The 23,227-nt window shown below is 50.1% G+C and carries 21 protein-coding genes; 18 read left to right on the top strand and 3 right to left on the bottom strand.

Features of this window, described 5'->3' with window-relative positions:
* Positions 1-52: 52 nt before the first annotated feature.
* From F4Y39_00370 to dusA, 7 genes are all read left to right on the top strand, one after another.
* Positions 53-1,009: a DnaJ domain-containing protein gene (locus F4Y39_00370; protein ID MYC12157.1), complete on the top strand. Its 957-nt coding sequence runs from the start codon at positions 53-55 to the stop codon at positions 1,007-1,009.
* A gap of 77 nt (positions 1,010-1,086) precedes the next feature.
* Positions 1,087-1,356, top strand: a complete 270-nt coding sequence (locus F4Y39_00365) for a hypothetical protein (protein ID MYC12156.1) — start codon at positions 1,087-1,089, stop codon at positions 1,354-1,356.
* Complete coding sequence (locus tag F4Y39_00360; GenBank protein MYC12155.1) at positions 1,346-1,717, top strand: type II toxin-antitoxin system VapC family toxin; 372 nt, start codon at positions 1,346-1,348, stop codon at positions 1,715-1,717. Before F4Y39_00365 ends, F4Y39_00360 begins: the two co-directional genes overlap by 11 nt.
* A gap of 46 nt (positions 1,718-1,763) precedes the next feature.
* A complete protein-coding gene (locus F4Y39_00355) occupies positions 1,764-1,955 on the top strand; it encodes a DUF1902 domain-containing protein (protein ID MYC12154.1) in 192 nt (63 codons plus the stop codon).
* 96 nt (positions 1,956-2,051) lie between these two features.
* Entirely contained in the window at positions 2,052-3,974 is a 1,923-nt protein-coding gene (locus F4Y39_00350) for a hypothetical protein (protein ID MYC12153.1), read from the top strand.
* Between the two features lie 246 nt (positions 3,975-4,220).
* The gene (locus tag F4Y39_00345) at positions 4,221-5,369 is read left to right on the top strand and encodes a D-glycerate dehydrogenase (GenBank protein ID MYC12152.1); all 1,149 of its coding nucleotides are present in this window, start codon (positions 4,221-4,223) and stop codon (positions 5,367-5,369) included.
* Positions 5,370-5,440: 71 nt separating this feature from the next.
* Positions 5,441-6,445 (top strand): tRNA dihydrouridine(20/20a) synthase DusA, encoded by a 1,005-nt coding sequence (gene dusA, locus F4Y39_00340; protein MYC12151.1) that lies wholly within the window; start codon positions 5,441-5,443, stop codon positions 6,443-6,445.
* Here dusA and F4Y39_00335 read toward each other — a convergent pair.
* The gene (locus F4Y39_00335; GenBank protein MYC12150.1) at positions 6,424-7,374 is read right to left on the bottom strand and encodes a Gfo/Idh/MocA family oxidoreductase; all 951 of its coding nucleotides are present in this window, start codon (positions 7,372-7,374) and stop codon (positions 6,424-6,426) included. The genes dusA and F4Y39_00335 overlap by 22 nt on opposite strands.
* A 156-nt stretch (positions 7,375-7,530) precedes the next feature.
* On the opposite strand from F4Y39_00335, the gene F4Y39_00330 reads away from it, so the two are divergent.
* The 4 genes from F4Y39_00330 to F4Y39_00315 all read left to right on the top strand — a co-directional run bounded on the left by F4Y39_00330 (position 7,531) and on the right by F4Y39_00315 (position 11,856).
* Positions 7,531-9,051, top strand: coding sequence for a hypothetical protein (locus tag F4Y39_00330; GenBank protein MYC12149.1), 1,521 nt, complete (start codon positions 7,531-7,533; stop codon positions 9,049-9,051).
* A 121-nt stretch (positions 9,052-9,172) separates the two neighbouring features.
* Positions 9,173-10,264: a Zn-dependent alcohol dehydrogenase gene (locus F4Y39_00325; GenBank protein ID MYC12148.1), complete on the top strand. Its 1,092-nt coding sequence runs from the start codon at positions 9,173-9,175 to the stop codon at positions 10,262-10,264.
* A 15-nt stretch (positions 10,265-10,279) separates the two neighbouring features.
* Entirely contained in the window at positions 10,280-11,080 is an 801-nt protein-coding gene (locus tag F4Y39_00320) for a phytanoyl-CoA dioxygenase family protein (protein MYC12147.1), read from the top strand.
* 11 nt (positions 11,081-11,091) lie between these two features.
* The gene (locus F4Y39_00315; GenBank protein MYC12146.1) at positions 11,092-11,856 is read left to right on the top strand and encodes a phytanoyl-CoA dioxygenase family protein; all 765 of its coding nucleotides are present in this window, start codon (positions 11,092-11,094) and stop codon (positions 11,854-11,856) included.
* A gap of 10 nt (positions 11,857-11,866) precedes the next feature.
* Here F4Y39_00315 and F4Y39_00310 read toward each other — a convergent pair whose 3' ends face one another.
* Positions 11,867-12,745 (bottom strand): MBL fold metallo-hydrolase, encoded by an 879-nt coding sequence (locus F4Y39_00310; GenBank protein ID MYC12145.1) that lies wholly within the window; start codon positions 12,743-12,745, stop codon positions 11,867-11,869.
* 90 nt (positions 12,746-12,835) lie between these two features.
* On the opposite strand from F4Y39_00310, the gene F4Y39_00305 reads away from it, so the two are divergent.
* The 4 genes from F4Y39_00305 to F4Y39_00290 all read left to right on the top strand — a co-directional run bounded on the left by F4Y39_00305 (position 12,836) and on the right by F4Y39_00290 (position 18,750).
* On the top strand, positions 12,836-13,720 hold the full coding sequence (locus tag F4Y39_00305) for an NAD(P)-dependent oxidoreductase (protein MYC12144.1): 885 nt from the start codon (positions 12,836-12,838) through the stop codon (positions 13,718-13,720).
* 19 nt (positions 13,721-13,739) lie between these two features.
* Positions 13,740-14,600 (top strand): sugar phosphate isomerase/epimerase, encoded by an 861-nt coding sequence (locus F4Y39_00300; protein MYC12143.1) that lies wholly within the window; start codon positions 13,740-13,742, stop codon positions 14,598-14,600.
* Positions 14,601-14,609: 9 nt separating this feature from the next.
* On the top strand, positions 14,610-16,052 hold the full coding sequence (locus tag F4Y39_00295; protein ID MYC12142.1) for a hypothetical protein: 1,443 nt from the start codon (positions 14,610-14,612) through the stop codon (positions 16,050-16,052).
* A 211-nt stretch (positions 16,053-16,263) separates the two neighbouring features.
* Positions 16,264-18,750: a carbohydrate binding family 9 domain-containing protein gene (locus tag F4Y39_00290; GenBank protein MYC12141.1), complete on the top strand. Its 2,487-nt coding sequence runs from the start codon at positions 16,264-16,266 to the stop codon at positions 18,748-18,750.
* A gap of 54 nt (positions 18,751-18,804) precedes the next feature.
* Here the strand turns inward: F4Y39_00290 and F4Y39_00285 are convergent, their stop codons facing one another.
* On the bottom strand, positions 18,805-19,557 hold the full coding sequence (locus tag F4Y39_00285; GenBank protein MYC12140.1) for an SDR family oxidoreductase: 753 nt from the start codon (positions 19,555-19,557) through the stop codon (positions 18,805-18,807).
* A 223-nt stretch (positions 19,558-19,780) separates the two neighbouring features.
* Here F4Y39_00285 and F4Y39_00280 point away from each other — a divergent pair, with 223 nt between their 5' ends.
* From F4Y39_00280 to F4Y39_00270, 3 genes are all read left to right on the top strand, one after another.
* Positions 19,781-20,989 carry a hypothetical protein gene (locus F4Y39_00280; protein ID MYC12139.1) on the top strand — a complete coding sequence of 403 codons (1,209 nt, stop codon included), beginning with the start codon at positions 19,781-19,783 and terminating at the stop codon, positions 20,987-20,989.
* Positions 20,990-21,180: 191 nt separating this feature from the next.
* Positions 21,181-22,233: a hypothetical protein gene (locus tag F4Y39_00275; GenBank protein ID MYC12138.1), complete on the top strand. Its 1,053-nt coding sequence runs from the start codon at positions 21,181-21,183 to the stop codon at positions 22,231-22,233.
* 132 nt (positions 22,234-22,365) lie between these two features.
* Positions 22,366-23,169, top strand: a complete 804-nt coding sequence (locus F4Y39_00270; protein ID MYC12137.1) for a sugar phosphate isomerase/epimerase — start codon at positions 22,366-22,368, stop codon at positions 23,167-23,169.
* The last annotated feature ends 58 nt before the right edge of the window (positions 23,170-23,227 follow it).

The following is a 23,227-nucleotide window of genomic DNA, read 5'->3' as shown; positions in this document are numbered from 1 at the left end:
AAATGTACACAAGATTTGCCTCTATTAAAAACGGGATAAATAGGAGGCCATAGTGAGTTTTTGGAGCACCTTAGGTGAGATTGGTAAGGTTGCATTGGCTATTCTGGATCAGTTATCAGGGGACCCAGTCTATCCGACACTTCAAGCCGCGATGCATAAATATATTAACGCCGATGGCTACACCGTAATGAAACGCGAGACTTTTGAGGCCAAACTAGAAAAACAAGGCACTTTTGGTACTAAGACCGTCACGCTTACCGTGCAAGAAGATGGCTCTGTTTACATCCTTGAAAGTGGTATCTTCGGAGGGGAAACAATATTTCCCAAAGCAGCAGGTGTGCCGACACCTCATGAATTCCTACAGATGCTTCAGGAAAGGGAGGCGCAAAATCAAGCTGCTCAGGCGTTGGATGAGGAGGAAAAACGGAACGCCATCTTTAGAACGATATTTTTAATGTTTGGTAAGATAGCAAAGACCGACTTGCACGTATCTGAAGATGAGGTTAACGCGATTAAGGCTATTATGGTCGAAGAAGAATTCGACCAAGATACTCAGAAAATGGCTATTGAATTTTTAAATGAAGCCAAGACAACGGAAGTCCCATTTAAGGAAATTGCCGCCGAATTTGCACAATATGTAGAAGACATTGAGCATCGTAAAGGCATACTATATCGTCTCGTGAAAATAGCTGCCGCTGATGGCACGTTGCACGCGGCAGAAGAGCAATCCCTCAATGATGCGGCCACCGCATTTGGATTATCGTCAGACTTTGTGACTCAGGCATTGGAAGAAATGCTGCCTGACATTGAAAAATACTATGCGGTCTTGGGTTGCGACCCTTTGGTTTCCGATGACGAATTGAAACGACACTATCGCGAATTATCATTGCAATATCACCCAGACCGAATATCCTCGAAGGATCTCGCACCGGATTTTCACAAGTTTGCAAAAGAAAAATTCCAAGAGATACAAAACGCTTATGAAATCATAACTGAACATCGCAAATAAGGGACTCTCGCTCCAAAACTATGCTCCAATACACGGCAAGCATAGCTAACAGAATCTCAATATTTTTAGGAGAAAACATGCGGCGCACTTACAAAGCCATCCTGCGCGATGACCACGTTGAATGGCTCGACGGGTCTCCAGAAACCGCCGAACCGATTTCGGTTGATATTATTATCCTGGACAAAGCGAAACAGGAACTATCTCAAGCCAAAGAGAAAACAGCAGGAGAATTGCTTGCAACTTTGGCTGAAAAAGGTACTTTCGCCGACATAGAAGATCCGGTCGCATGGCAACGCGAGCAACGCAAAGACCGCCCGTTGCCCTATCGAGATACCGATGCTGATTGACAGCAATATAATTATCTATGCCGCGCAACCGCATCATACCGATTTGCGGCAGTTTATTGATGAGATTACCCCATCTGTCTCGGTGGTGAGCTATATTGAGGTACTTGGGTATCACAAATTGGAGGAAGATGAACGGCAAAATTTGGAACAGTTTTTTCAAAAAACTGAAATACTGCCTTTGTCAGATACAGTCATGCACCGGGCAGTTAGTTTGCGCCAACAGCGTCGTATGAGTTTAGGAGATGCGATCGTCGCGGCTACTGCCATCGTCCATGATCGCATATTGGTGACACATAATGTTCAGGATTTTCTTTGGATCAGTGAACTCAACGTGTTAGATCCCCTCACGGAAGGAACTTGAATTAGACCAACACGTCCCGCGACATATTGTGTAGAGAGGCAATGATATGAAGCGCACTTTTACCGTAAAGGCTGTCTGGGATAATGAGGCACAGGTCTTCTATACGGAAAGCGATATTGAAGGCTTACATATTGAGGCCGCCACTCTCGATGAATTTGAAGAAATCATGCTGGATACGGCACCTGAACTAATTATGGTCAACCACCGTAGTGTGTCCGATATATCCGAATATCCTTAGAGCTAAAAGTACCCCCATCTTGGACGCCTGCTTAAGACATGCAGGCGTGACGACAGGAATGGCAATTGTCATTTTTGTATAAATAGAGAAGATATCATGGAAATCGTCTTAGTCTTATATTCATTAGGTTCATTGGCAATCGTTGGTGGCATAGTAGTAGGACGGAAATATTTCCTGAAAAAGGACGTAAGCGACCAGGCACAATCTGTGCGTACACCACGCGACCTCGGGGCTTTGGTACTGGTTGAGCGATTTGGCCAATCCAAATCTCAATTAGAAGACCAGGATTCTGCCTCTTCTTCGGATTCTGACATCAATGAACCGAATGATTTACCCCCTTCTTCTCTTCCAAACTCCGCTACGCCTCCACCATCCATACCCAACTTCACCGTTAAACAGCCTCAAGATCCCTATGCTGCAATTACTGCGGCTGTGCAGGGTGCCTGGTTAGGTAAGGAGCCCCTTGAGAATCTGCTGGAAATAGACGAACATGTGTACACGGCGATGGGACAACTTGCCGGAGATCAACTCGACTCGATCGGCGACTTGCGTAATTATCTTTCGAGTTGGGATTCAGCCGAGATAGGTGAAGCACTTCCGGAAGGAGCCTTAAACAAGCTAATGGGCCATTTAGCTGAACCCATTGTTGGTCAGCATCTGGAGGAGTTAGGCATGCAGGTAGAGATGCCTGGTCTGTCTAACCAACCGGGATATGATCTAATATTGAACGGAGAACATGCCGTCAATATCAAAACCGTTAGCGATTTCAGTTCCCTCGCCGATCATTTTGAAACGTATCCCGATATCCCTGTTATCGTACCCGGAGACATGGCTGGAATACCCGACAATGCGATTCATCTTGACGCAGCCGGTTCTCTCGAACAACTCAACGAAGTGGTGGAATTAGGGGAAGAGAATATCGTCCTGGTGGATAACGCCTTGTCGCATGCTGATATGCTGGAGCATGCCGAAGGGGTAAGCGATGCACTTCTGGAGAATGTAGATGTGGGAGGCATCCCATTTATCACAGCAGCTCTTTCCGGTTTCCGAGAAATCAAACTTTTAAAAAATCACGATACTGATGTAGCTAATGCCATGAAGAATTTTGGGTTGGACGTAGCGGGGACAGGGGGTGGCGGAGCCGCTGGGGCTGCGCTTGGGGCTACTATTGGCTCTGCTATATTTCCGGGCGTTGGCACGGCCATCGGAGCTTTATTGGGTGGCATTGGAGGTGCCATAGGGGGTCGTAAGGCCAGTAATGCCGTCAAAGAGAAACCTTTCCAAGACGCGCTACAAATGTACGAAGAGATACAGGGCAAAGCGAAGGAGAAGGCTACTGTCGCACAAGCAGAAGCCGAGAAACAGTATGAACGTACGGTAGAAAGCGAAGAAAAAAGCCTCGCCCAAACCGTAGAAAGTCGCAAACACAAACTCCAGCAACAACAAAATGCTTTAATCCAAGAGCGTAGAGATGAATACGCGCTCGAACCTGCACAAGCGAGAGAACTTCTGGACGCTGCCCTCAGTGACCTGTCAGCGCACATCGCCAGCGCACAAGCCCAACTAAACAATATACCCTCTTGGAAGAAAATACTCTGGCCCGATGAATCCACTGTTTTGCTTCAGCAGTCTATCCTGCACCTCGAAAAGCTATCCAGCCTCCTGAGGCAACAAGCAGAATCTATCTTACAAAATGTACAATCGCAAAAGCTGGTGGGAGACCGTGCTACCTCTTTCCTGCAGCTACTATTGGCCGTTGATGGTGCGACACCCAATATCCGTGAGTTGATTCACGCCCACGAAGAACACCGCCGAGAGCGAGAAGCCCAATGGCGTGCTGATATAGAACAGATTCGGATTGAAGTTGCTGATCGTAGATATCAATGTTTCCAAAAGTTGGCCGAAACTCTCGAAGAGTTACAAAAAAAGATGGAAGCGACGATGAAACCCTTCGTTGAAAAAGTAAAAAGTGCCTCGGAGGCTGTACAGACTGAGGCCACTCGACTGGGCAAGTCGTAGTATTTGTTTTATCTAATAGACTGGATTACTGGCGTTATGCTGTGTGTAGCGGCTAAAGCATGCCTTAAGCAGGGGCCATGCTACAATTACAACCTCTGGATTGCGGCTAAAACCATGCCGCAATGACAATCAAAACCTCGCGTTTCATTTTTCCGTACAGCGAGAATTACTTGAAACAAACGCTTTGATTAGTTATATTTCGCATTCGCAATTTTCTGAATAAAACGCATAATTTAAGGAGGATGTATTTTGAGCACCAATGACTGGAGAACACACAACGAATCGGGCAGCAAGCGCGTAGTCGTAACCAAAGAATTGCCCGGCGACCGCTGGCTTGAGATACTCACCGCTGCTGATTGCCGCGTAGAGATTGGCACATCCACAGAAATTTTGAGTGTCGAAGAAATCAAAGACAAAATCGGCGATCAATGCGATGGCGTAATCGGACAATTGACGGAAAAGTGGGGTGAAGAACTGTTTACCGCCCTCAAGAATGCGGGAGGCAAAGCGTATTCCAACTATGCCGTGGGATACAATAATGTAGATGTTGGCGTAGCGACAAAATACGGCATACCGGTGGGCAATACGCCGGGTGTATTGACCGAGACCACCGCGGAAATGGCCGTCTCCCTCACCTTTTCAGCAGCGCGTCGGGTAATCGAAGCCGACGCTTTTATGCGCGCCGAAAAATATCACGGCTGGTTGCCTACGCTTTATTTGGGCGAATTGATGACCGGAAAAACAGTCGGCGTAATTGGCGCTGGTCGCATCGGCTGTGCTTATGCCAAAATGATGTCCGAAGGGTTCAAGATGAACGTGGTTTATTTTGACCCGTACCCCAATGAATACATGGAAAATTATATCGCGGCTTATGGCGAATTCTTAAAAGCTCAAGGCGATGAACCCATAACCTGTCGGCGTTTGGACTCGGTCGAAGACGTGTTGAGAGTTGCCGATGTGGTCAGCTTACATCCACTACTGGATGACACCACCTTCCACTTGATGAACACCGAGCGTCTTGCACTGATGAAGGACAATGCGATACTCATCAACGCCAGCCGAGGCCCGGTCATCGACGAAGTCGCACTGGTCGCACACTGCCAAACCCATCCCGATTTCAAAGTCGGCCTCGATGTATTTGAAGACGAACCCCTGATGAAACCCGGGCTTAAAGAGTTGCCCAATGTGGTCATTGTACCGCATATTGCATCGGCGACAATATGGACTCGTTCGGGAATGGCCATTTTGGCGGCCTCAAATGTTGCTGGTGTTCTGAATGGCTATGGCGCCTGGCAAGATCCGGACGGTGTGTTGCCCTTCCTCGGCGACAATCCCCCACAGGCAGCCCCCAGTATTGTCAATGCAAGTGAAGTCGGGCTTTCCGCCTATGCGTGATAAACACTGGTATTAATCCAAAACGAGTCGGTTGCCCATGTAATCGACTCGTTTTTTTGTTGAGTTTTTATATGGCTATTGGAAACAGCAGGCGATTTTCAATCGCGCCCATGATGGATTGTACAGACCGGCACGAGCGGTATTTTCTGCGCCTGATCACCAAACGGGTTTTGCTATACACCGAAATGGTTGCCACCGGCGCAATCATACACGGCGACCGCACGCGTTTATTGGGATTTGATCCGATTGAACACCCCATAGCCCTGCAATTGGGCGGAAGCGACCCCGCTGACCTCGCACAGTGCGCCAAAGTGGGTGAAGACTGGGGATATGATGAGATCAATCTGAATGTGGGATGCCCGAGCGACCGCGTGCAATCGGGGCTTTTTGGAGCGTACTTGATGAAAGAACCCGAACGGGTGCGCGATGGTGTAGGCGCAATGCGCGACGCGGTGAATATTCCCGTAACCGTGAAAACGCGAATCGGCGTTGACAATCGCGATTCTTACCAGGAACTGGTGCATTTTGTCCAGACCGTTGCCGAATCGGGATGCCGTATCTTTGCGTTTCACGCGCGCAAAGCATGGCTTCAGGGCCTGAGTCCCAAAGAAAACAGAGAAATTCCCCCATTATCTTACGACATCGTCTATCGCATCAAACGCGACTTTCCAGATCTGGATATCGTAATCAACGGGGGAATTACATCGCTCGACGAAGCCGCCGCGCATCTGGCGCGTGTCGATGGCGTGATGGTCGGGCGGGAAGCCTACTCAAACCCCTATTTTCTATCCGATGCCGACCATCGATTCTTTGGCGAAACACGCCCAATACCATCTCGACACGAAATCCTGCACGCGTATCTGCCCTATGTCTCCGACCAACTCGAACGCGGTACGCGCTTGCACCATATAGCACGACATCTCATAGGGCTATTTGCCGGCATGCCGGGTGCAAAAGCCTGGCGGCGATATATCAGCGAAAATGCGTACAAAAAGGATGCTGGGATTGAGGTATTGGAGGCCGCGGGCGAACTGGTTGACTCACCCGAGCACATTTACTCCTTAGCTTCGAGCTGATCCACCAGACGGATGGAATGGATAACATCTCGCAGGTCGTTGTGAGGCACCTCGTTTTTATTGATACAATCGACAAAATGCTGGTGCATCGTCAAAACACCCTCGTAACTGGCGACATCATCCTCTTCCACGCCATCAACTTCCCATCCCCCCAGGGTACGCACCTGATTGTCTTCGTGAATCTCGATCTCCTGGGGAATCTTCATATAACACCCAATACCCACACCGTGCAGTTCAGAGCGCAACACGCGCCCACCAGAAGCGCGATTGCCATGGATGGTGCCGACCGCGTTATTCTCAAAACGTATGAGAGCCGTGTAATTATTATAGCTCTCCCCACCAAATTTGTCCTGATAGGCGGACACCTCCACGGGTTCACTCCCGGCCATATAGCGCGTGAGATCGACAATATGGCAGACGTCATTCCACAGAGTAGAAGTAAATTCTTTGCCATCGCCACCGAGCATTTGCTTGTTGAATGTCGTGACAATAGATGAAACGGGACCTTTTTCTGCTACGACACGCATGGCCTCGCGCGTAACCGCGGTATAGCGCCGCTGGAACCCAACCATAGCAAACACATTGTTGGACACCGCCGCCTCGAGCAATTGCTCGGTCTCTTCGAGATTGGCGCCAGGTGGCTTTTCAATAAAAATGTGTTTGCCCGCATTCATGCAATCAATAGCCGTCTGCAAAATCCATTTTTCATTCATAACGCAATAGATGATATCGAGATCGGCTTCGCCGAGCATCTTTTTGTGATCTGTATATACTTGCGGAAACTCGTATTTTTTCGCAACCTGATCCAGGCGTTCTTCATCGAGTTCGCAAACCGCGCACATCTCGACATCACGCTCCAGGCGATGGACATTTGGATAATGCGCGCCCTGACTGCGCCCCCCAGCTCCGATAAATCCGGCTTTTAACATATGACCTCCAAAAGTAGTTAGTAAATTAAGAAGTGAGACGTATTTATGCTTGCTGTGGGCGGCAATGTCAAGTCGATTGTTGAGCGGATGTAAGAGCACTTTGATATTTTGTTTGTTGGAGCTATAATTATTTGAATCAAGACAAGGAGGGCAATCATGGGATTTATCGATGCGGTAGATAAACACGTACAGGAAGTATTTGCGCGTTGCACACACAAAAACAGTGCAATGCTGGCAGACGGCCTCGACCTATCGACCTCGCAGCCGCTGATCTGGGAAGGAAATATGCTTTCCAATCTCGCGTGTCAGCAGAATTTTTTGCGGGCACTGGATGCATTGGGAACGTTGACCGCGCAGGACAAATACCACAAACGGGCAGATGAATGGATTGGCTATGCGCTGGATAAAATTCACGATATAGAATCTGACCTATTCTACTGGGGCGGCCATACCAGCTACGATCTGTTGACAGATGCGCCAGTGCTGGGCAATCACGAAATGAAATGCGTCTATCCGCATTATGCGTACCTATATAAAGTTCATCCCGAACGCATGCGCCGCTTTGTCAAAGCGGTCTGGCACGCGCATATCTGGGAATGGTCCACCTTGCTCTTTAACCGACACGGAATTTACGAAGCGTGGCGTGAAAAGTGGGATGCAGAATTTGAAGGAGGCCCATTGCCAATAGTGGAGAACACCGCGCTTTCCTTTGTCAACACGGGAAGCGATTTAATCCTGAGCGGGGCAATACTACACGCGCTCTCAGGCGATGAAACACCTTTGAGATGGGCAAACCATCTACTTTCCCGATATGATCAAATCCGGCATCCCGAGACGGGATTAGCGGGGTATCAGTTTAATCATCGAGATCCCTGTCGGGTGCGAGAGTCATTCAAATCACCGTTTAGCGAGCGGACAGATGTTAACGAAGTAACAGTTATCACCAATAACGTGGTCCAGGTTCGATACGGACGAGCCGCCGTCACCTTTCTCAATGCTGCGGAGGTCCTGGGCAATGAAAAGGGCAAAGCATTTCTCGATGTAGTAACCGCGGATTTAGAAGCCCTGGCAACCCACTGTTACAATATCAACGACCACAGCTTTTATCCCGCAATCAATGACGGCACCCGCCTCTATCCAGAAAATAGCAATGAAGCAATCGGCTATTGTCCGCCCACAAAGCTGAGAAAAGTCCCTGCAAATGGCCTGATGTTCTTATCTTACGCGCGGGCATACCATCTGACCGGCATTGATCGTTTTCGAGAAATAGCCTTTTCCACAGCCCAGGGGATGGGCTGGGGCGACTTAAACGCGCCTGTGGATTTTGGATCTGGCGGTTCGCCTGCAAGTGATGAAGCGTGGGTAAACAAAGGACAAAACGACGCCTGCGCGTTATTCGGTTTATTGGAACTCCACTCGGCAACAGGCGATAATGCGCTATTGCAGTCCGCCACCTCTCTCGGAGAACAATTGCTGCGGCAATATCAGGTGAATGGCCTGATTGTCTCAGATAGTCGGGAAGGCGAAACGAATATCGATACCGCGCTACCACTCGCACTATTGCATCTGGAAGGTGCGAGACAGGGGGATCGCTCATCGCTGCCCGATTTTTATCCGAACAACACCTATTTCGATCCCAAAATTGTGATTCGCCGCTGGGAAGAAGAAGGTCGATAGACGAATAGACGAATAGACGAATAGACGAACCCCGCTCCACCACCCAAAATTATTACAAACTCTGTCGTAGATTCGTAGATTCGCTGATTCGTAGATTCGCATTCATAACAGGAGGTCCACAATGAAAGCCGCTGTTTTGCGCGAAGCACATCAGCCAATAAGTGTAGAAGATGTCGAAATTGCCGATCCAATCGGGCGCGAAGTATTGATTCGTACCGCCGCCGCAGGAGTCTGTCACAGCGATGTTCATTATCAGCAAGGACTTTATACCTGCGAGCTACCTGCCGTGCTCGGCCACGAATCAGCGGGCATTATAGAGGCGGTCGGGCCAGACGTGACCTATGTAAAACCCGGCGACCACGTAATCACCTGTCTATCGGTTTTTTGCGGACATTGTCGCTACTGCACCACCGGACGTCCAAATCTATGTGAAGATAGGGAATCGACACAGCGCAAAGAGACAGATAAACCGCGCCTATCCCAGGATAATCAAGCGTTCTTCCAATTTGCAAACCTCGCCTCTTATGCAGAACAGCTATTGGTACACGAAAATGCGGTATGCAAAGTCCGCGAAGACATGCCACTGGACAAAGCAGCCCTGATCGGATGCGGTGTGACAACCGGCGTTGGCGCTGCGCTCAACACCGCCAAAGTAGAGGCTGGCAGCACAGTAGCCGTTGTCGGATGCGGTGGCATTGGCCTGAGTGCTGTACAGGGTGCGCGAATAGGCGGTGCAGGGCGTATTATTGCAGTAGATACCGTCTCTTCCAAACTGCAACTGGCCCGAGAATTGGGCGCGACAGACCTGGTCAATGCCAATGATGGCGACCCCGTTGAGCAAATTATGGATCTGACCGGCGGAAAAGGCGTGGCGTACTCTTTTGAAGCCGTCGGCTTAAAACAGACTGCGGAACAGTGTTTTTATATGCTCGAAGAAGGCGGCACCGCCACGATAATTGGCATGATTCCCCAGGGCGTTAAAATTGAACTTACAGGACACAACTTTTTGCGCGAGCGCAAAATTCAGGGATCGAGCATGGGGTCCAATCGCTTTCGCGTGGATATGCCGCGGTATGTGGATATGTATCTCATGGGCAATCTCAAGATCGACGAAATGATTTCACACAATATATCCTTAGATGATATTGACGATGCGTTTAAGGCTCTGATCGCAGGTGAAGTCGCCCGGCAGATCATCATATTTGACATATAACCAAATGGATGCGCTATGAGTTTAAATACCGATCTAAACCGAATCCGCAGAGATGGCTGGACCGTAATAGAAGGCGTAATCCCGGAAAATGAGATAGATGCCATACGCGATCACGTATGGCATTCGACCGGGATACACGGCAGAGCAAAGGCCGCAAAAGAGGGCATCGGACACGTGCCGGGATTTATACGCTATGACCAATCCCTCGCGCCCTATCTCGCAGACGCAAGGCTGATGGCTATCCTCGAAGCTCTTTTTGGCTCCTTTGTCAAAGTGTCTTATGTCTCAGCGACCATCAACCGCCGAGACAACCCACGGGGCAGATGGCATGCAGACTGGCCGTTCAATCAGATCAACGCCGCGCATGTGCTTGCACCTTATCCAGATGCGGTAATGCATATCACAACCCTGTGGATGTTATCTCCCTTTACCCATGAGAATGGCGGCACATTGATCGTGCCGGGCAGCCACCGATGGTCGAATAATCCAACCGGAAATATAGATGTAGATCCGCTCGAACCTTATTCAACCGAGATGAATGCAACGGGTCCGGCGGGAAGTGTCCTCGTGCTGGACAGTCGGATATGGCACGCAACCGCCCCCAATCAATCGCAAGAGGACCGGGTATCCGTTGTCGTTCGCTATGCCCCCTGGTGGTTGAACACGCGCGTATTGATGCCCGGGTCTGAAGAGCGCAAAATGATGGTGGATGAAACCGGCTTGACCGACAACGATCAGGAACCTGTACCCCGCCAGGTTTACGAGGAATTGCCAGAAAACGCAAAACCCCTGTTCCGACACTGGATAAGCGACTGAAAGGAAAAAGAATGAGCACAGTCACCGAACAACATATCCAACAGTATCGAGAAGAGGGATACTGCCATGTGGAGGGATTGATCCCCGCCGAACTCATGGCGAACGCCTGGGCGCGAGTACGGAAAATAGTAGATCATCCGCCAGATTGGCAAAAGGGCAGATTTCAAGTCCTCAATCCCGAAATATACCGCGCCACATCAGGCGATCCAGTGCCCAAGGGCATTCAACGTCCGGGCCTGGAAGAAGCAGTATTTGCTAAAGTCGCAGAACACTGCAATATGGCAAATGCGATGGCGGGAGTTTTGGGAGGCGATGTGGAACTCTTCACAGATCAGATAGGGGTTAAACACGGATGGATTGACACTGAGCAAGGTGGATGCAGTTATTTTCACCAGGACTCGTGGTACTGGAAAATCGATCCCGAATTGGGGTGCAATTGCTGGATCCCGATGCAAGAAGTGGGAAAAAACGCCATCGCATTATCGGTCATGCCGCGCAGCCATATCGGCTGGAAACTCGTGCCACACGAATCTTATTACGACGACCCGCCGATGTTCAGAAAATCCCGTGTGAATGGCGAAGAAACCTATGAACCCTTTAAGCGCCACCGCATCCCCCTGGATCAGATCGATTACTCCGATGAAGTCCTGGTCAAAATGAAACCGGGTGACGGCCTCTTCTTCACAAATTACACCTGGCATCGGAGCGAGCCAAATCGCACGGGTAACTCAATGGCATTTTACGCGATTGCATATCAGTTGAAAGACCCTGAATAAAAACAGGGATCTATCCCTCTCGCCACGGGGGCACAGTCCATGTATTGTGCCAATCCCACGCCCACACAACTTTTTTTTCGGGCAATTCAATCTCGTACTGAACGCCAGCAGTGAAAGGCAAAATTTGGGTTCGGTCGCCAGCGTGCTCGCGGATGCTCTCGATAAAAGCATTCGCATCCGTAACATCGGGAGGCCAATGTCCTTCGGGAACAGGATCGGTTTTGCGATCTGTTCGATAATGGGTTGGAATCAAAAATCGGGGCTGCACGAGATCGAGAAGACTTGAAAACACAGACCAGTTCTTCAGCCCCGTTTTCATGTGGATGAGATAATCCACACGGCCCTTCAGATTGCCGAGCGCAGGGTAGGTCGCGTGAAGATCCCCGGTGTGATAGAACGAGATATCTTTCTCGATATATGTGATTAAATAACCACAGGTGGGTAAATCGGGCCGCGCATTTTCACCACTTTCAACAGCTTCTACCCGCACAGCGCCCAGGTCGCACGAAAAGGGACCGGGAAAAATGCGCATGTCATCGGTGCGATATTTGGGAAAGAGCACCTGGATTTTTTCTTCGGGTATATGCTTGCTAATGGGCAAATCCCGAGAAAAAGCCGCGTCGCCATAATTTTCGTCAACAGGTTCATTTGGCGTCATACAACCGATATTGACAAAGAGTTTTTTAAAGCGATCTCCCCGACACAATTTCGTCAGGGTTTTGGGGTGACAATGATCAAAATGTTCGTGGCTAATAAAAATATAATCGTAAATAGGTTCAGCCTCTTTTAGATTATCACCGAAAAGATACGGATCAATGGCGATATTGACATCCTCAGAGAGAATGTCGAAAGCACCACACCCCCACCATCTCAGATATATATTGTCCATTGTAAACCTCCTGTAGTGTAAGTTTGACCAATAGCGTTTCGTAGTTTATTGTTAATTAGCAAACTAAATTTAAATGCGAAAGGAAAAAAAATGGCGCGTGTTGGGCTAATCGGTGTCGGAGATATGGGCAGTGGGATGGCGGCGAACATCTTGAAGAACGGCCATGAGCTTGTCGTGTATGATTTGCGCCCCGAACAATTGGAACCATTTGTCGAGCGGGGAGCTTATGCAGCCAAAAATGTAGGCGAAGTAGGCGAACGCACAGACTTCGTGTTCGTCATGGTCATGAACGGCAATCAAATTAAAGCAATCTTAAACAATGGCTTGTTGGACGGCATGAAACCGGGATCGACATTTATCTGTACCGCAACCATATTGCGATCGGAATTGGTCGAAATCGCGCAATCCTTAAAAGAGAGAGACATTCGCGTCATAGACGCCCCGGTAAGCGGTGGCGCACCCGGCGCAGCGGCTGGCACACTGACAATGATGGTAGCAGCACAGCGGAATGTTTTTGAGGACGCGACAGAAGTTCTCAACGCAGTCGGAGAAAATATCTACCACGTCGGCGAAGAAATCGGAGTCGGACAAACCGTGAAAGCGTGTCTGGCCGTCTTGACAGGTGTAACCTATGCGGGCATCTTCGAAACCCTGGCACTGGGCGTAAAAGCCGGTGTAAAAGCCGAGACCCTCTACGAAGTCATCAACACGAGCGTGGTCGGCAGCTTCTTATTTCGGGACACAACGCAAAACATCCTGGAACGAAATTTTGCGGGCCAAAGCCGCATTGGCACAATGTACAAAGACCTCGGAATCGCAAAAACACTGGGACGAGAATGTGGCGTGCCACTGTTCACGCTCTCATCGGCTGCAGAGTGGTTTCAAGCGGGCATCAGCGTAAACCCCGAAGAAGCGAACTGGGCCATCATCAAAATTTTTGAAAACATGCTGGATATTGAAGTGAAAAAACGGTAAGACGAGATTGGAGCTTACAGTGAAACTCGGTGTAATTACAGATGGAATCAGCAGAGATTTTGAACACGCATTGAATGTCATGGCGGAATATGGCCTGAGATATCCAGAACTCCAGTTTGTATGGGATCGAGAAGTGGGAGATCACGACGCCGGGCAAGTGGCGCGCATAAAGGCACTACTGGATCAGCACGACATGGAAGTCTCGTGCATCTCGCGGCACAACTTTGGCGGCTTGCCCGTATTGCAGACCGAGATAGGAGATACCACATTTGAGGACCATGTATCGGGATTGCGGCGGTGCATTGCCCTTGCCAAAACCCTCGGGACAAATATTGTCAGAATCATGAGTTGCAAAAAAGAAATGATCCTATTTGGGTACAACGGCGCAGAAGATTGGATTGTCACCGCTGGTGCTTGGGACAAACTGGTGAAACTGATGGCTGTACCCGTCCAAATAGCCGAAGAAGAAGGCGTGACACTCGTCGTTGAAACGGGTAATAATGCCATGATAACATCGGGCTTTCTGGCGCGAAAGTTGATCGACGAATTGGGTAGCTCCCACCTCAAACTCCTATGGGATATTCCCAACACAATGTACTGTACGGATATCCCCTTCCCCGATGCCTACAATGAAATTCGCGATTATATCGGCCATATTCACATCAAAGACGCAAAAGCCGATATTGCGCGTGCCACCGTTGGATTCTATCCCCTGGGCGAAGGCGATGTCGCGCCATACCTGGAACCCATTGCAAACGCGCTCAAACGCGACGGGTATGCGGGCGCAATCTCTTACGAAAGCGTCTATCGCCCCGAAGGCGGCACTTTTGAAGACGGATTCAGGGCGAGCGTTGCGAAATTTGTGGAAATTTTTAGCTAAGGAGGCCCCATGGCTGATCCAATGCAGTTATTGAATGATGAAAAGGTACAGCGATTTATCGTGGATGGATGCATGACAGTCCACGCGGATTATCCGCCCTCATTCCACGCAAATATCTACGATCAGATCGAGGCCGTCTTTGAAAAAGAGGGCAACCCCGGCAATAACATATTGCCCCGGATACCGCAGATCGGGCAGGTGTTTGAACACCCCAATGTGAAAGGAGCACTGACCAGCTTACTCGGACCGGGATACATCTTGAACCCCCATCGACATTGTCACCTGAATCCCCCGGGACGAAACGGACAGCGATGGCATAAAGACTGTTATGTATATGATCACAATTTGCGGCACCCGAGATTCTACTGGCTGCTCGCTTTTTATTTTCCACAGGACACAACTGAGGATATGGGACCTTCGGGCGTATTGCCCGGCATGCAAATATACAAAACCATCAGCGATGTAGATCCCGTACAAACAAAAGAAAAAGCCCGCGCATTTTGTGGACCTGCGGGCACCGTAGCTCTAATCCACTTCGATTCCTGGCACCGCGCAACCGAAAATATAAGTACCAAAAAACGATACATGCTGAAATTCCAATTTGCGCGCACACAGGAACCGCAAAAACCCACCTGGGATCACCAGAGTCGCGCGTGGTCCCCCGGCATTGAAGATCGGCATCCAGCTATTTCACAGGACGTATGGAACTGGATGTGCGGAAACACGCAAAAAGAACGCGACACGCGACAGCGCAATCTGAAAAACTTGATTCAAGACTTACAGAATGGACCGGAATGTGAACGATTGGACGCGGCGTATAAACTCGCTGAATTTGGCGAAGAAGCCGTACCTGAACTCATCGCCGCCATGCGAGAAGAAACACTGGCAACAATTGAGGAAACAGAAGCAAAAACACCGGACAATGCCCATGGAACAAATCCCACGAGCGGATGCGCGGCTCTATCCCTCGCAACCATAGGAGAACCCGCAGTCGCCGCCCTCACAGAAACATTATCAGACAATCACTGGTGGATACGAGCGGTCGCTGCCAATGTATTGGGACATATCGGATCAAACGCCGTTGTTGCTGCACCCGTTTTAAGAACGGCGATAAAAGACAATCACTGGTGGGTGCGCCGCAATGTGATCGAAGCACTGGGCGCAATCGGCGATTTCTCCCCAGAACTACTCTCCAACCTGACACAGGCACTTGGCGATGAAGACTATCGCGTGCGCCGCAACGCAGCCCTCACCCTCGCAAAATTTGGAGAATCGGGCGATATTGCAGTTGAATCGCTGGCGACAATGCTCGAAGACGAAAATCGCTACAACCGTTTTTACGCTACTTATGTATTGCAGCGGATCGGCACACCTGCTGCACGAGATATATTATTCCACACCTTATTTAACGCCCGGTGGTGTCCGATCACGACAAAAGACAATATGTACTGAATCCTCCTTACGCCTCTACAAAAAAAGATGCGGAATTTTTATTTTTTATTACATTATGTATAAGTAAGTAAGTTCTTACTTGGGGCCAGATGCTTCAACACGGGCGGGCACGGGGGCACCGCCCCTACATACCTCTATTCCTATCCCCGTAGCGAAGCATTGAGTAATAAATACCGATCACCGACTCCTAACACTATCCAGGAGCAAAAATATGATCAGAGCGTGCTTGCTTGGGCTTTTCTGTATAGCGATTTGCGCGCCATCGGCTAATAGTGATGACACAGCCGGTATTGTCAAAGAAATCACGGGCGATCTCGCTTATGTATCTGGACTCAACGGGGCGGCATCCCTGGGAAGCCAATTGCAGATGGACAATGGGTCAACGCTTCAGGTCATCAAAAAACTCGACGACAATGTGCTCGTAGCTCGCGTAGTCGAAGAAAACGGCTCACCCGTAAAGGTATCGGATCGCATTCGCGTTGTCACCACACAGACTTCTGACGATGCACCGCGCGCTGTTTATGCCACCCGCGTGGATGAAGGTCCCAAAATGGACGGGCGTTTGGACGACCCTGCGTGGCAAAATGCAAAACCCATCGAGGGCTTTGTCCAGCGCGATCCGGGCTACTGGGTACCGAGCACCGAACGCACAACAGCCCGTATTATTTACGACCAGAGAAAAATCTATTTCGGATTTGAATGTTTTGATTCCGAGCCAAACAAAATCGTGGCAAATAACATGCGGCGCGATTCGCAATTGTGGGGCGATGACAATGTACAAATTCTTCTGGACACTTATAACGACCGTCAGACCGGCGCATTCTTCTTCGTCAACTCTCTGGGCGCAAAGCGCGATCTGCTCCTATCGCGGGAAGGCCGCACCTACAACGACGATTGGGATTGTATCTGGGAAGCCAAAGGCCACCGGGACGATAAAGGGTGGTCGGTTGAGGTGGCGATACCATTTGATCAACTGAGATTTAAGGACGAAGATGATGCGGTATGGGGCATTAACCTGGCGCGATTTATTGCCCGCAAAACCGAATCGACAGCACTGATGATCGGACAAAGATCGACATCACCAACGCAGCGCTATCGCACCACAGACCTCGCAGAACTCAGGGGACTAAAATCCTTAAAAACCCGCCGCGTATTTCAGATCAAACCCTATGTATTGCCCGGTGCTGTAAAAGATTTGCAGGCAGAAGACCCATCTGCTCAAACCTCTTTTGAATCGGGTGTGGATGTGCGATACGGCTTAACGCCCAATATGATACTGGATCTGTCTTATAATACCGATTTTGCCCAGGTTGAAGGGGACCAGGAGGAAGTAAACCTGACGCAATTCTCACAATTCTTTCCCGAAAAGCGAGAATTCTTCCTGGAGGGATCCACCCTCTTTGACTTTGGAGAAGCCGCCACGAGACGCGGTGGGGACAGCCGACCTCCTACGATTTTGTTTTACAGCCGCCGAATCGGCCTGGAATCTGGGGAACCCGTACCCATTCTCCTGGGCAGCAAACTGGCGGGCAAAGCCGGCAAGACGAGCATTGGCGCATTGAATGTGTTGACGGATTCCAAAACGCTTCAGGATGATACATTTGTTCAGCGCAGCAATTTTTCGGTCTTGCGCCTGAAGCACGATGTGCTGGGACGATCAAATATCGGTGCAATTATTGTGAACAAACAAACCCCTATTCCAGGCGCGGGTTGGGATCAATACAACCGCGCTGCAGGGCTTGATTTCAGTTTTTCGCCATCCAATGCCCTCAATTTCCAGGGATTTTACGCACAAACCTGGGATTCTGCTGAAAACGCCCAGACAGGGGATGCGGGATTTTTACAGGGCACCTATTCGGGGGGTGTTTATTCCAGCACCCTAAAATACGTCGATATCGGAGAGCATTTTCTACCCAAAGCCGGATTTGTCAACCGCCGCGCAGGATTGAAGAGACTCAGGCGATACGAGGCACAATTCAGAGCGCGAATACCTGCCAATACGAATCTCATTCGCTATATTTCCACTGGACCGAGGTTTCGGCTCTTTACAGATCCCAGTGACCCAATAAATAAAATCAAATTCTGGGATTTGCAGGTATCTACTTATACGCGGTTCAATGCCGGAGACTGGTATCGGGTAGAATTTGCGCGAACGCACGACGTGGTCGAGCGCACGTTCAAGCCATCGAAAAAACGACCAGATATAATTATCCCACACGGCACATACAATTTTACAAAATTCAGAACCGGCCCCTATCCGAGTCGCTCGCGGAAAGTCCGCCCCGAGTTCGATATTGAGATCGGCAACTATTACACGGGCAAGCGATATAAACTTTCACTCGAAAATACCTTCACGCCTTCTGGAAAACTTTCTATTGAAACAGATTACGAAGTCAACTGGCTGCGCTTACCCCAGGGCAACTTCAATATTCAGGTATTGAGCAACCGCTTGATCTATTCATTTTCCACGGACTTTTATGTCAAACTATTCGCCCAGTGGAATAATGACCGCGAACAGGCGAGTGTAAACGTATTGCTGAATTACCGTTTCCGCCCCGGCAGCGATATTTACTTTGTCTATGATCAGGGCTTTGACGTCACTTACGATCACAACCTGGATGACCGGGATGTCCTGCGCGAATGGAGCGAAAGAAACCGGGCCGTTCTCATAAAAGTCTCATACATGCTGGGGATGTAACCCCTCTCCCATAGTATCAACTAAAAAGACCGGACAAAGCGTCCGGTCTTTTTTTTAACCGCGACCGATATAAGGCATCTTAGTCGCCATAATCGTCATAAACTGAACATTTGCATCTAACGGAAGGCTCGCCATATTGAGCACGGCTTGCGCGACGCCCCTGACATCCATCGTAGGCTCTACCAGAGTAGATCCATTGGCTTGCGGAACCCCTCTTTTCATGCGCTCGGTCATATCGGTCGCTGCATTGCCAATATCGATCTGTCCGCAAGCGATATCGTATTTGCGCCCATCGAGCGAAGCGGATTTTGTCAGACCGGACACCGCGTGTTTGGTCGATGTATAAGGCGCAGAATTTGGACGGGGAACATGCGCCGATATCGACCCATTATTGATGATCCTCCCGCCCCGGGGCGTCTGGTCTTTCATAATTTTAAATGCCTCCTGAATACACAAAAAGACACCCGTTAAATTGGTATTGACAACCGTTTGCCATTGCTCAAAAGTCAAATCCTCGAGATTGACACCAGGTGCGCCCACACCCGCATTATTGAAAAGCACATCCAGGCGTCCAAATTTCTCTTTTGTCCGCGCAAAAAGATTTTCCACAGACGCTGGATCGCCAACATCTGTCGGCACAACAAGCGTTTTTGAATCATCTACGCCCGCTTCACTCACCGTAGCTCTCAAGGGATCTTCGCGTCGTCCTGCCAGAGCAACTGAATATCCCGCATCCAAAAAGGCAAGGGTCGTGTGTTTGCCAATCCCGCTGCCCGCGCCAGTGATGATTGCAACTTTGCTACTCATAGTCAAATCTCCTGATGGGTTGTGGTTTATGTCTGACGCATGATAACATACAGAACGCATAAGTCAAAAAATTTATGTACAGCCAGACACACGGAGATTTTAACACAACTTCTCACGTTCGGGCATCATGACTATTTTTATTTGGCAAATCCATGTCTCTCATGTTATCATGCCTTATAAGGGCTAATAAAAATGCTTAAACCCCCACAATAAGGAGGAAAACATGCGTCTATTAATACTTGCAACCCTCTCCATCGGTCTTCTGACTCAACCGCTTCAGGCCAGGATTGGATCACAATCAGGTAATCCGGACTTTGATGCGAGTGGCGAGGTCGATTTTACCGACTTCTTGCTCTTTGCCGGCAAGTTCGGGGCTCGTCAGGGCGATGAGAGGTATGAAGTCCGATTCGATCTGGATGGCGACGGCGAGGTCGGATTTGGCGACTTTCTGATATTCGCCGGGAGCTTTGGCAAAGAAGTGCCTAAGGCTATGGGCAAGATATACTGGACAGACTCCGGCACGGGTGGCTCCAACCCTCTACAGGATGATAAAATCCAGAGCGCCAACCTCGATGGCTCCAACGTTGAAGCCCTCCTCACCTACGACAACGCGTTGCGACTTCCAAGGGGCATTGCTCTGGATGTAGCCGCGGGAAAAATGTACTGGACGGACTCCGTCACAGATAGCATTCGGCGTGCCAACTTCGATGGTTCTGACATAGAACTGGTCATAGATACCAGAACAATCGGCGGGCAGTCACTTCCCGGCCCGGCCACCACCCCGCGCGACATTGCCCTGGACCTGACAAGCGACCCCCCAAAGATGTACTGGGTAGATGCTGGCAGGGCCAATGTCGATAATGGTAAAATCCAGCGCGCCAACCTCGACGGATCCAGTCCCGAAGCCCTCGTCACCTCTGGATTGGTTAATCCACAGGGCATCGCCCTGGATGTGGCCGGAGGCAAAATGTACTGGACAGACTCCGGCACGGGTGCCCCCAACCCACTTCAGGACGATAAAATCCAGCGCGCCAACCTCGATGGCTCCAACGTCGAAACCCTCCTCACCTTCCAAAACTTCTTGCGGGTTCCAAGAGGCATTGCACTGGATGTAGCTGCGGGAAAAATGTACTGGACAGACATCGTCAGAGATAGAATCCGGCGTGCCAATTTAGATGGTACTGAACCAGAAGATATCCTCAACACCAGAACATTCGGTGGACAGTCACTCGGCGGTCCGGCTACCGCTCCGCGCGATATTGCTCTGGACCTGACAAGCGATCCCCCAAAGATGTACTGGATAGATGCTGGCACCGGTAACGTCGATAACGGTAAAATCTGGCGTGCCAATCTCGACGGCTCCAGTCCCGAAGCTCTCGTCACCTCTGGATTGGTTAACCCACATGGCATCGCTCTGATGCTCGCGCCGTAGGCTATGAAAACCGCGGGTTCGTCCAGCACAGGGCGAACCCGTTTGCCGTCTCACCTTACCCCTTCCCTCAAAACCTTCCCTTCCCACAATGCATTCGCATTTTTTGGTTCTTGTTTGTCCAGACAAGACGCATTATCTTGCCGTTCATGTAAAAGAACAATAAGAACGTTATTTTTAAGAAAGGATGGATAATGGCGATTCTGTTTGCTCGGACGGAAAACCTGGAACGGTCATGGCCGTTTGTGCCAGAGGCACTGATGGCGCGGCTAAATGAAATAGATGAAGTGCGCGTAGTACAGGTAGAACGCGGCATACCACTTTCGGAATTGACGGATTTATCGCATATATCCGCCATCGCGCTATTCGGCGGACAGCTAACAGAAGCGTGTTTGGCACGCGCACCCGAATTAAAAGCCGTGGGAGGTGTGCTGGATAATTGGGGCCATCGCTCTCTTCCAGTCGATGGCCTGTTTGAACGCGACATCCCCATCATTGATGGCACGCGTGCATGGGCGGCATCTGTCGCAGAAATCACGCTCGCCCTGACATTAAACGCCCTGCGCATGATACCGCAATGGCACAAACGCATGGCATCGGGAGAACGCCTGTGGAATTTTGAATACGTGCAATTTTGCGACAATCCAGATTTCGTCAACGGCACATTGGGAACCAAAACCGTCGGCGTCATGGGACTGGGACAAATCGGCGGGAGGATGGCAATGTGGTGCAACGCCCTCGGATCGCGCGTCCTCGGTTACGACCCATTTATTCCAAAATCGCGGTTGGATGAACTCGGCGTAGAAGGCGTGGAAATGGACACCCTCGTAGATGAATGCGAGATAATCGTCGTCACCATACCACCAACACCATCTGCCAGAAAAATCCTATCGCGGGAACGCATTTATCGATTGCGCAAAGGCAGCCTGATCGTCATAACCACGCGCGCACACGCCGTCGATATGGACGCATTGCGGGAGCGCATTATCACCAACGAACTCGCCGGTGCATTTGACGTATATGACAACGAGCCGGTGCCTACAGACGATCTATTGCGAAACCGTGTCAATGTCGTCCACACCCCCCACATTGCCGGACGCACACGAGATGCGAACTTACAAGTCGCCGAAGTAATCGGCGATGATTTCGAGCGAATCTTAAATGGCGAATCGCCCCACGCACGGCTCTCCAGAGAAGCGATAGACGTGCGAGGATCGCGCACAGATTTACCGGCGATGCAATCATAATAATCAGTTACAGAATCTCCAGACCCGTTCACTAACCAGTTGTACACTATTCTGTTGATTCGTTGATTCGTTGATTCGTCGATTCGTTGATTCGTCGATTCGCGTATTTTGAAACCCCTTACAGGAGGAAACATGAAACTCGGACTCAACTCTGTTCTCTTTGGCGCATGGGACATGGAAACCGCTTTTAAGTACACTGCCATGGCCGGATACGACGGCATAGAAGTCGCGGCAATTAGCGGCATGAGCCAGCACCTCGTCCTCGACAACTGGCGCGAAACAGCCCGGGAAGCCAGACGCCTGGGACGTGAATACGGCCTCGAACTCCTCGCCATGGAACAACCCAGACAAGATCCCGACACCATGGAAAAAGCATTTCAAGCTGCAAACGAAGCCGGCATCCCCGTCGTCAATTGCGGTCCGGGTGGAAAATCAGACGACGAAGAAACTTTCCAACAAAGCATCGACTCCCTCGGCAACCTCGCCAACAGAGCCGAAAAATACGGCGTAACCCTCTGCGTCAAAGCCCATGTGGGCGCAGCCATCTACAACACCCCAACCACCCTGCGCGTGATGGAAGCCATCTCATCCCCCGCCTTTGGCATTGACATGGACCCCTCACACATCCACCGCGCAAACGAAAATCCAGTAGAAGCCATCGCAGCCGTCGTCTCGCGCGTCAAACACGTCCACATCCGCGACTGCAAAGGCCGCGAACGCGGACCCGGCGCCCCCGAAAACCAGGCCAATGGCCGCGGCGACATCGACCTCGTCGGCTATATCCGCGTCCTGCACGAAAACGGTTACGACGGACCCGTCAATCTCGAAGTCATCGGCACAAAAGCACAGGGACACAGCCTAGAACAATGTTGCATCATCGGTGCGGAAACTCGCGGACACATGCAGGCATCCTTGCAAGCGTGCGGCGCGCGATAAAGACGAATAGACAGAACGGGGTACAACTGGTCGTTTCCCAGACCAGTTCATCAGCGAA

This window comes from Gemmatimonadota bacterium (assembly GCA_009838845.1).
Classification (GTDB): domain Bacteria; phylum Latescibacterota; class UBA2968; order UBA2968; family UBA2968; genus VXRD01.
This window is presented reverse-complemented; position numbering and strand designations above follow the sequence as displayed.

What these genes read in the sequence shown, in the direction of transcription:
- F4Y39_00365 (MYC12156.1), top strand. Translation starts at nt 1,087, where the DNA reads ATGCGGCGCACTTACAAAGCCATCCTGCGCGATGACCACGTTGAATGG.
- F4Y39_00360 (MYC12155.1), top strand. Translation starts at nt 1,346, where the DNA reads ATGCTGATTGACAGCAATATAATTATCTATGCCGCGCAACCGCATCAT.
- F4Y39_00355 (MYC12154.1), top strand. Translation starts at nt 1,764, where the DNA reads ATGAAGCGCACTTTTACCGTAAAGGCTGTCTGGGATAATGAGGCACAG.
- F4Y39_00350 (MYC12153.1), top strand. Translation starts at nt 2,052, where the DNA reads ATGGAAATCGTCTTAGTCTTATATTCATTAGGTTCATTGGCAATCGTT.
- dusA (MYC12151.1), top strand. Translation starts at nt 5,441, where the DNA reads ATGGCTATTGGAAACAGCAGGCGATTTTCAATCGCGCCCATGATGGAT.
- F4Y39_00335 (MYC12150.1), bottom strand. Translation starts at nt 7,374, where the DNA reads ATGTTAAAAGCCGGATTTATCGGAGCTGGGGGGCGCAGTCAGGGCGCG.
- F4Y39_00330 (MYC12149.1), top strand. Translation starts at nt 7,531, where the DNA reads ATGGGATTTATCGATGCGGTAGATAAACACGTACAGGAAGTATTTGCG.
- F4Y39_00325 (MYC12148.1), top strand. Translation starts at nt 9,173, where the DNA reads ATGAAAGCCGCTGTTTTGCGCGAAGCACATCAGCCAATAAGTGTAGAA.
- F4Y39_00320 (MYC12147.1), top strand. Translation starts at nt 10,280, where the DNA reads ATGAGTTTAAATACCGATCTAAACCGAATCCGCAGAGATGGCTGGACC.
- F4Y39_00315 (MYC12146.1), top strand. Translation starts at nt 11,092, where the DNA reads ATGAGCACAGTCACCGAACAACATATCCAACAGTATCGAGAAGAGGGA.
- F4Y39_00310 (MYC12145.1), bottom strand. Translation starts at nt 12,745, where the DNA reads ATGGACAATATATATCTGAGATGGTGGGGGTGTGGTGCTTTCGACATT.
- F4Y39_00305 (MYC12144.1), top strand. Translation starts at nt 12,836, where the DNA reads ATGGCGCGTGTTGGGCTAATCGGTGTCGGAGATATGGGCAGTGGGATG.
- F4Y39_00295 (MYC12142.1), top strand. Translation starts at nt 14,610, where the DNA reads ATGGCTGATCCAATGCAGTTATTGAATGATGAAAAGGTACAGCGATTT.
- F4Y39_00290 (MYC12141.1), top strand. Translation starts at nt 16,264, where the DNA reads ATGATCAGAGCGTGCTTGCTTGGGCTTTTCTGTATAGCGATTTGCGCG.
- F4Y39_00285 (MYC12140.1), bottom strand. Translation starts at nt 19,557, where the DNA reads ATGAGTAGCAAAGTTGCAATCATCACTGGCGCGGGCAGCGGGATTGGC.
- F4Y39_00280 (MYC12139.1), top strand. Translation starts at nt 19,781, where the DNA reads ATGCGTCTATTAATACTTGCAACCCTCTCCATCGGTCTTCTGACTCAA.
- F4Y39_00275 (MYC12138.1), top strand. Translation starts at nt 21,181, where the DNA reads ATGGCGATTCTGTTTGCTCGGACGGAAAACCTGGAACGGTCATGGCCG.
- F4Y39_00270 (MYC12137.1), top strand. Translation starts at nt 22,366, where the DNA reads ATGAAACTCGGACTCAACTCTGTTCTCTTTGGCGCATGGGACATGGAA.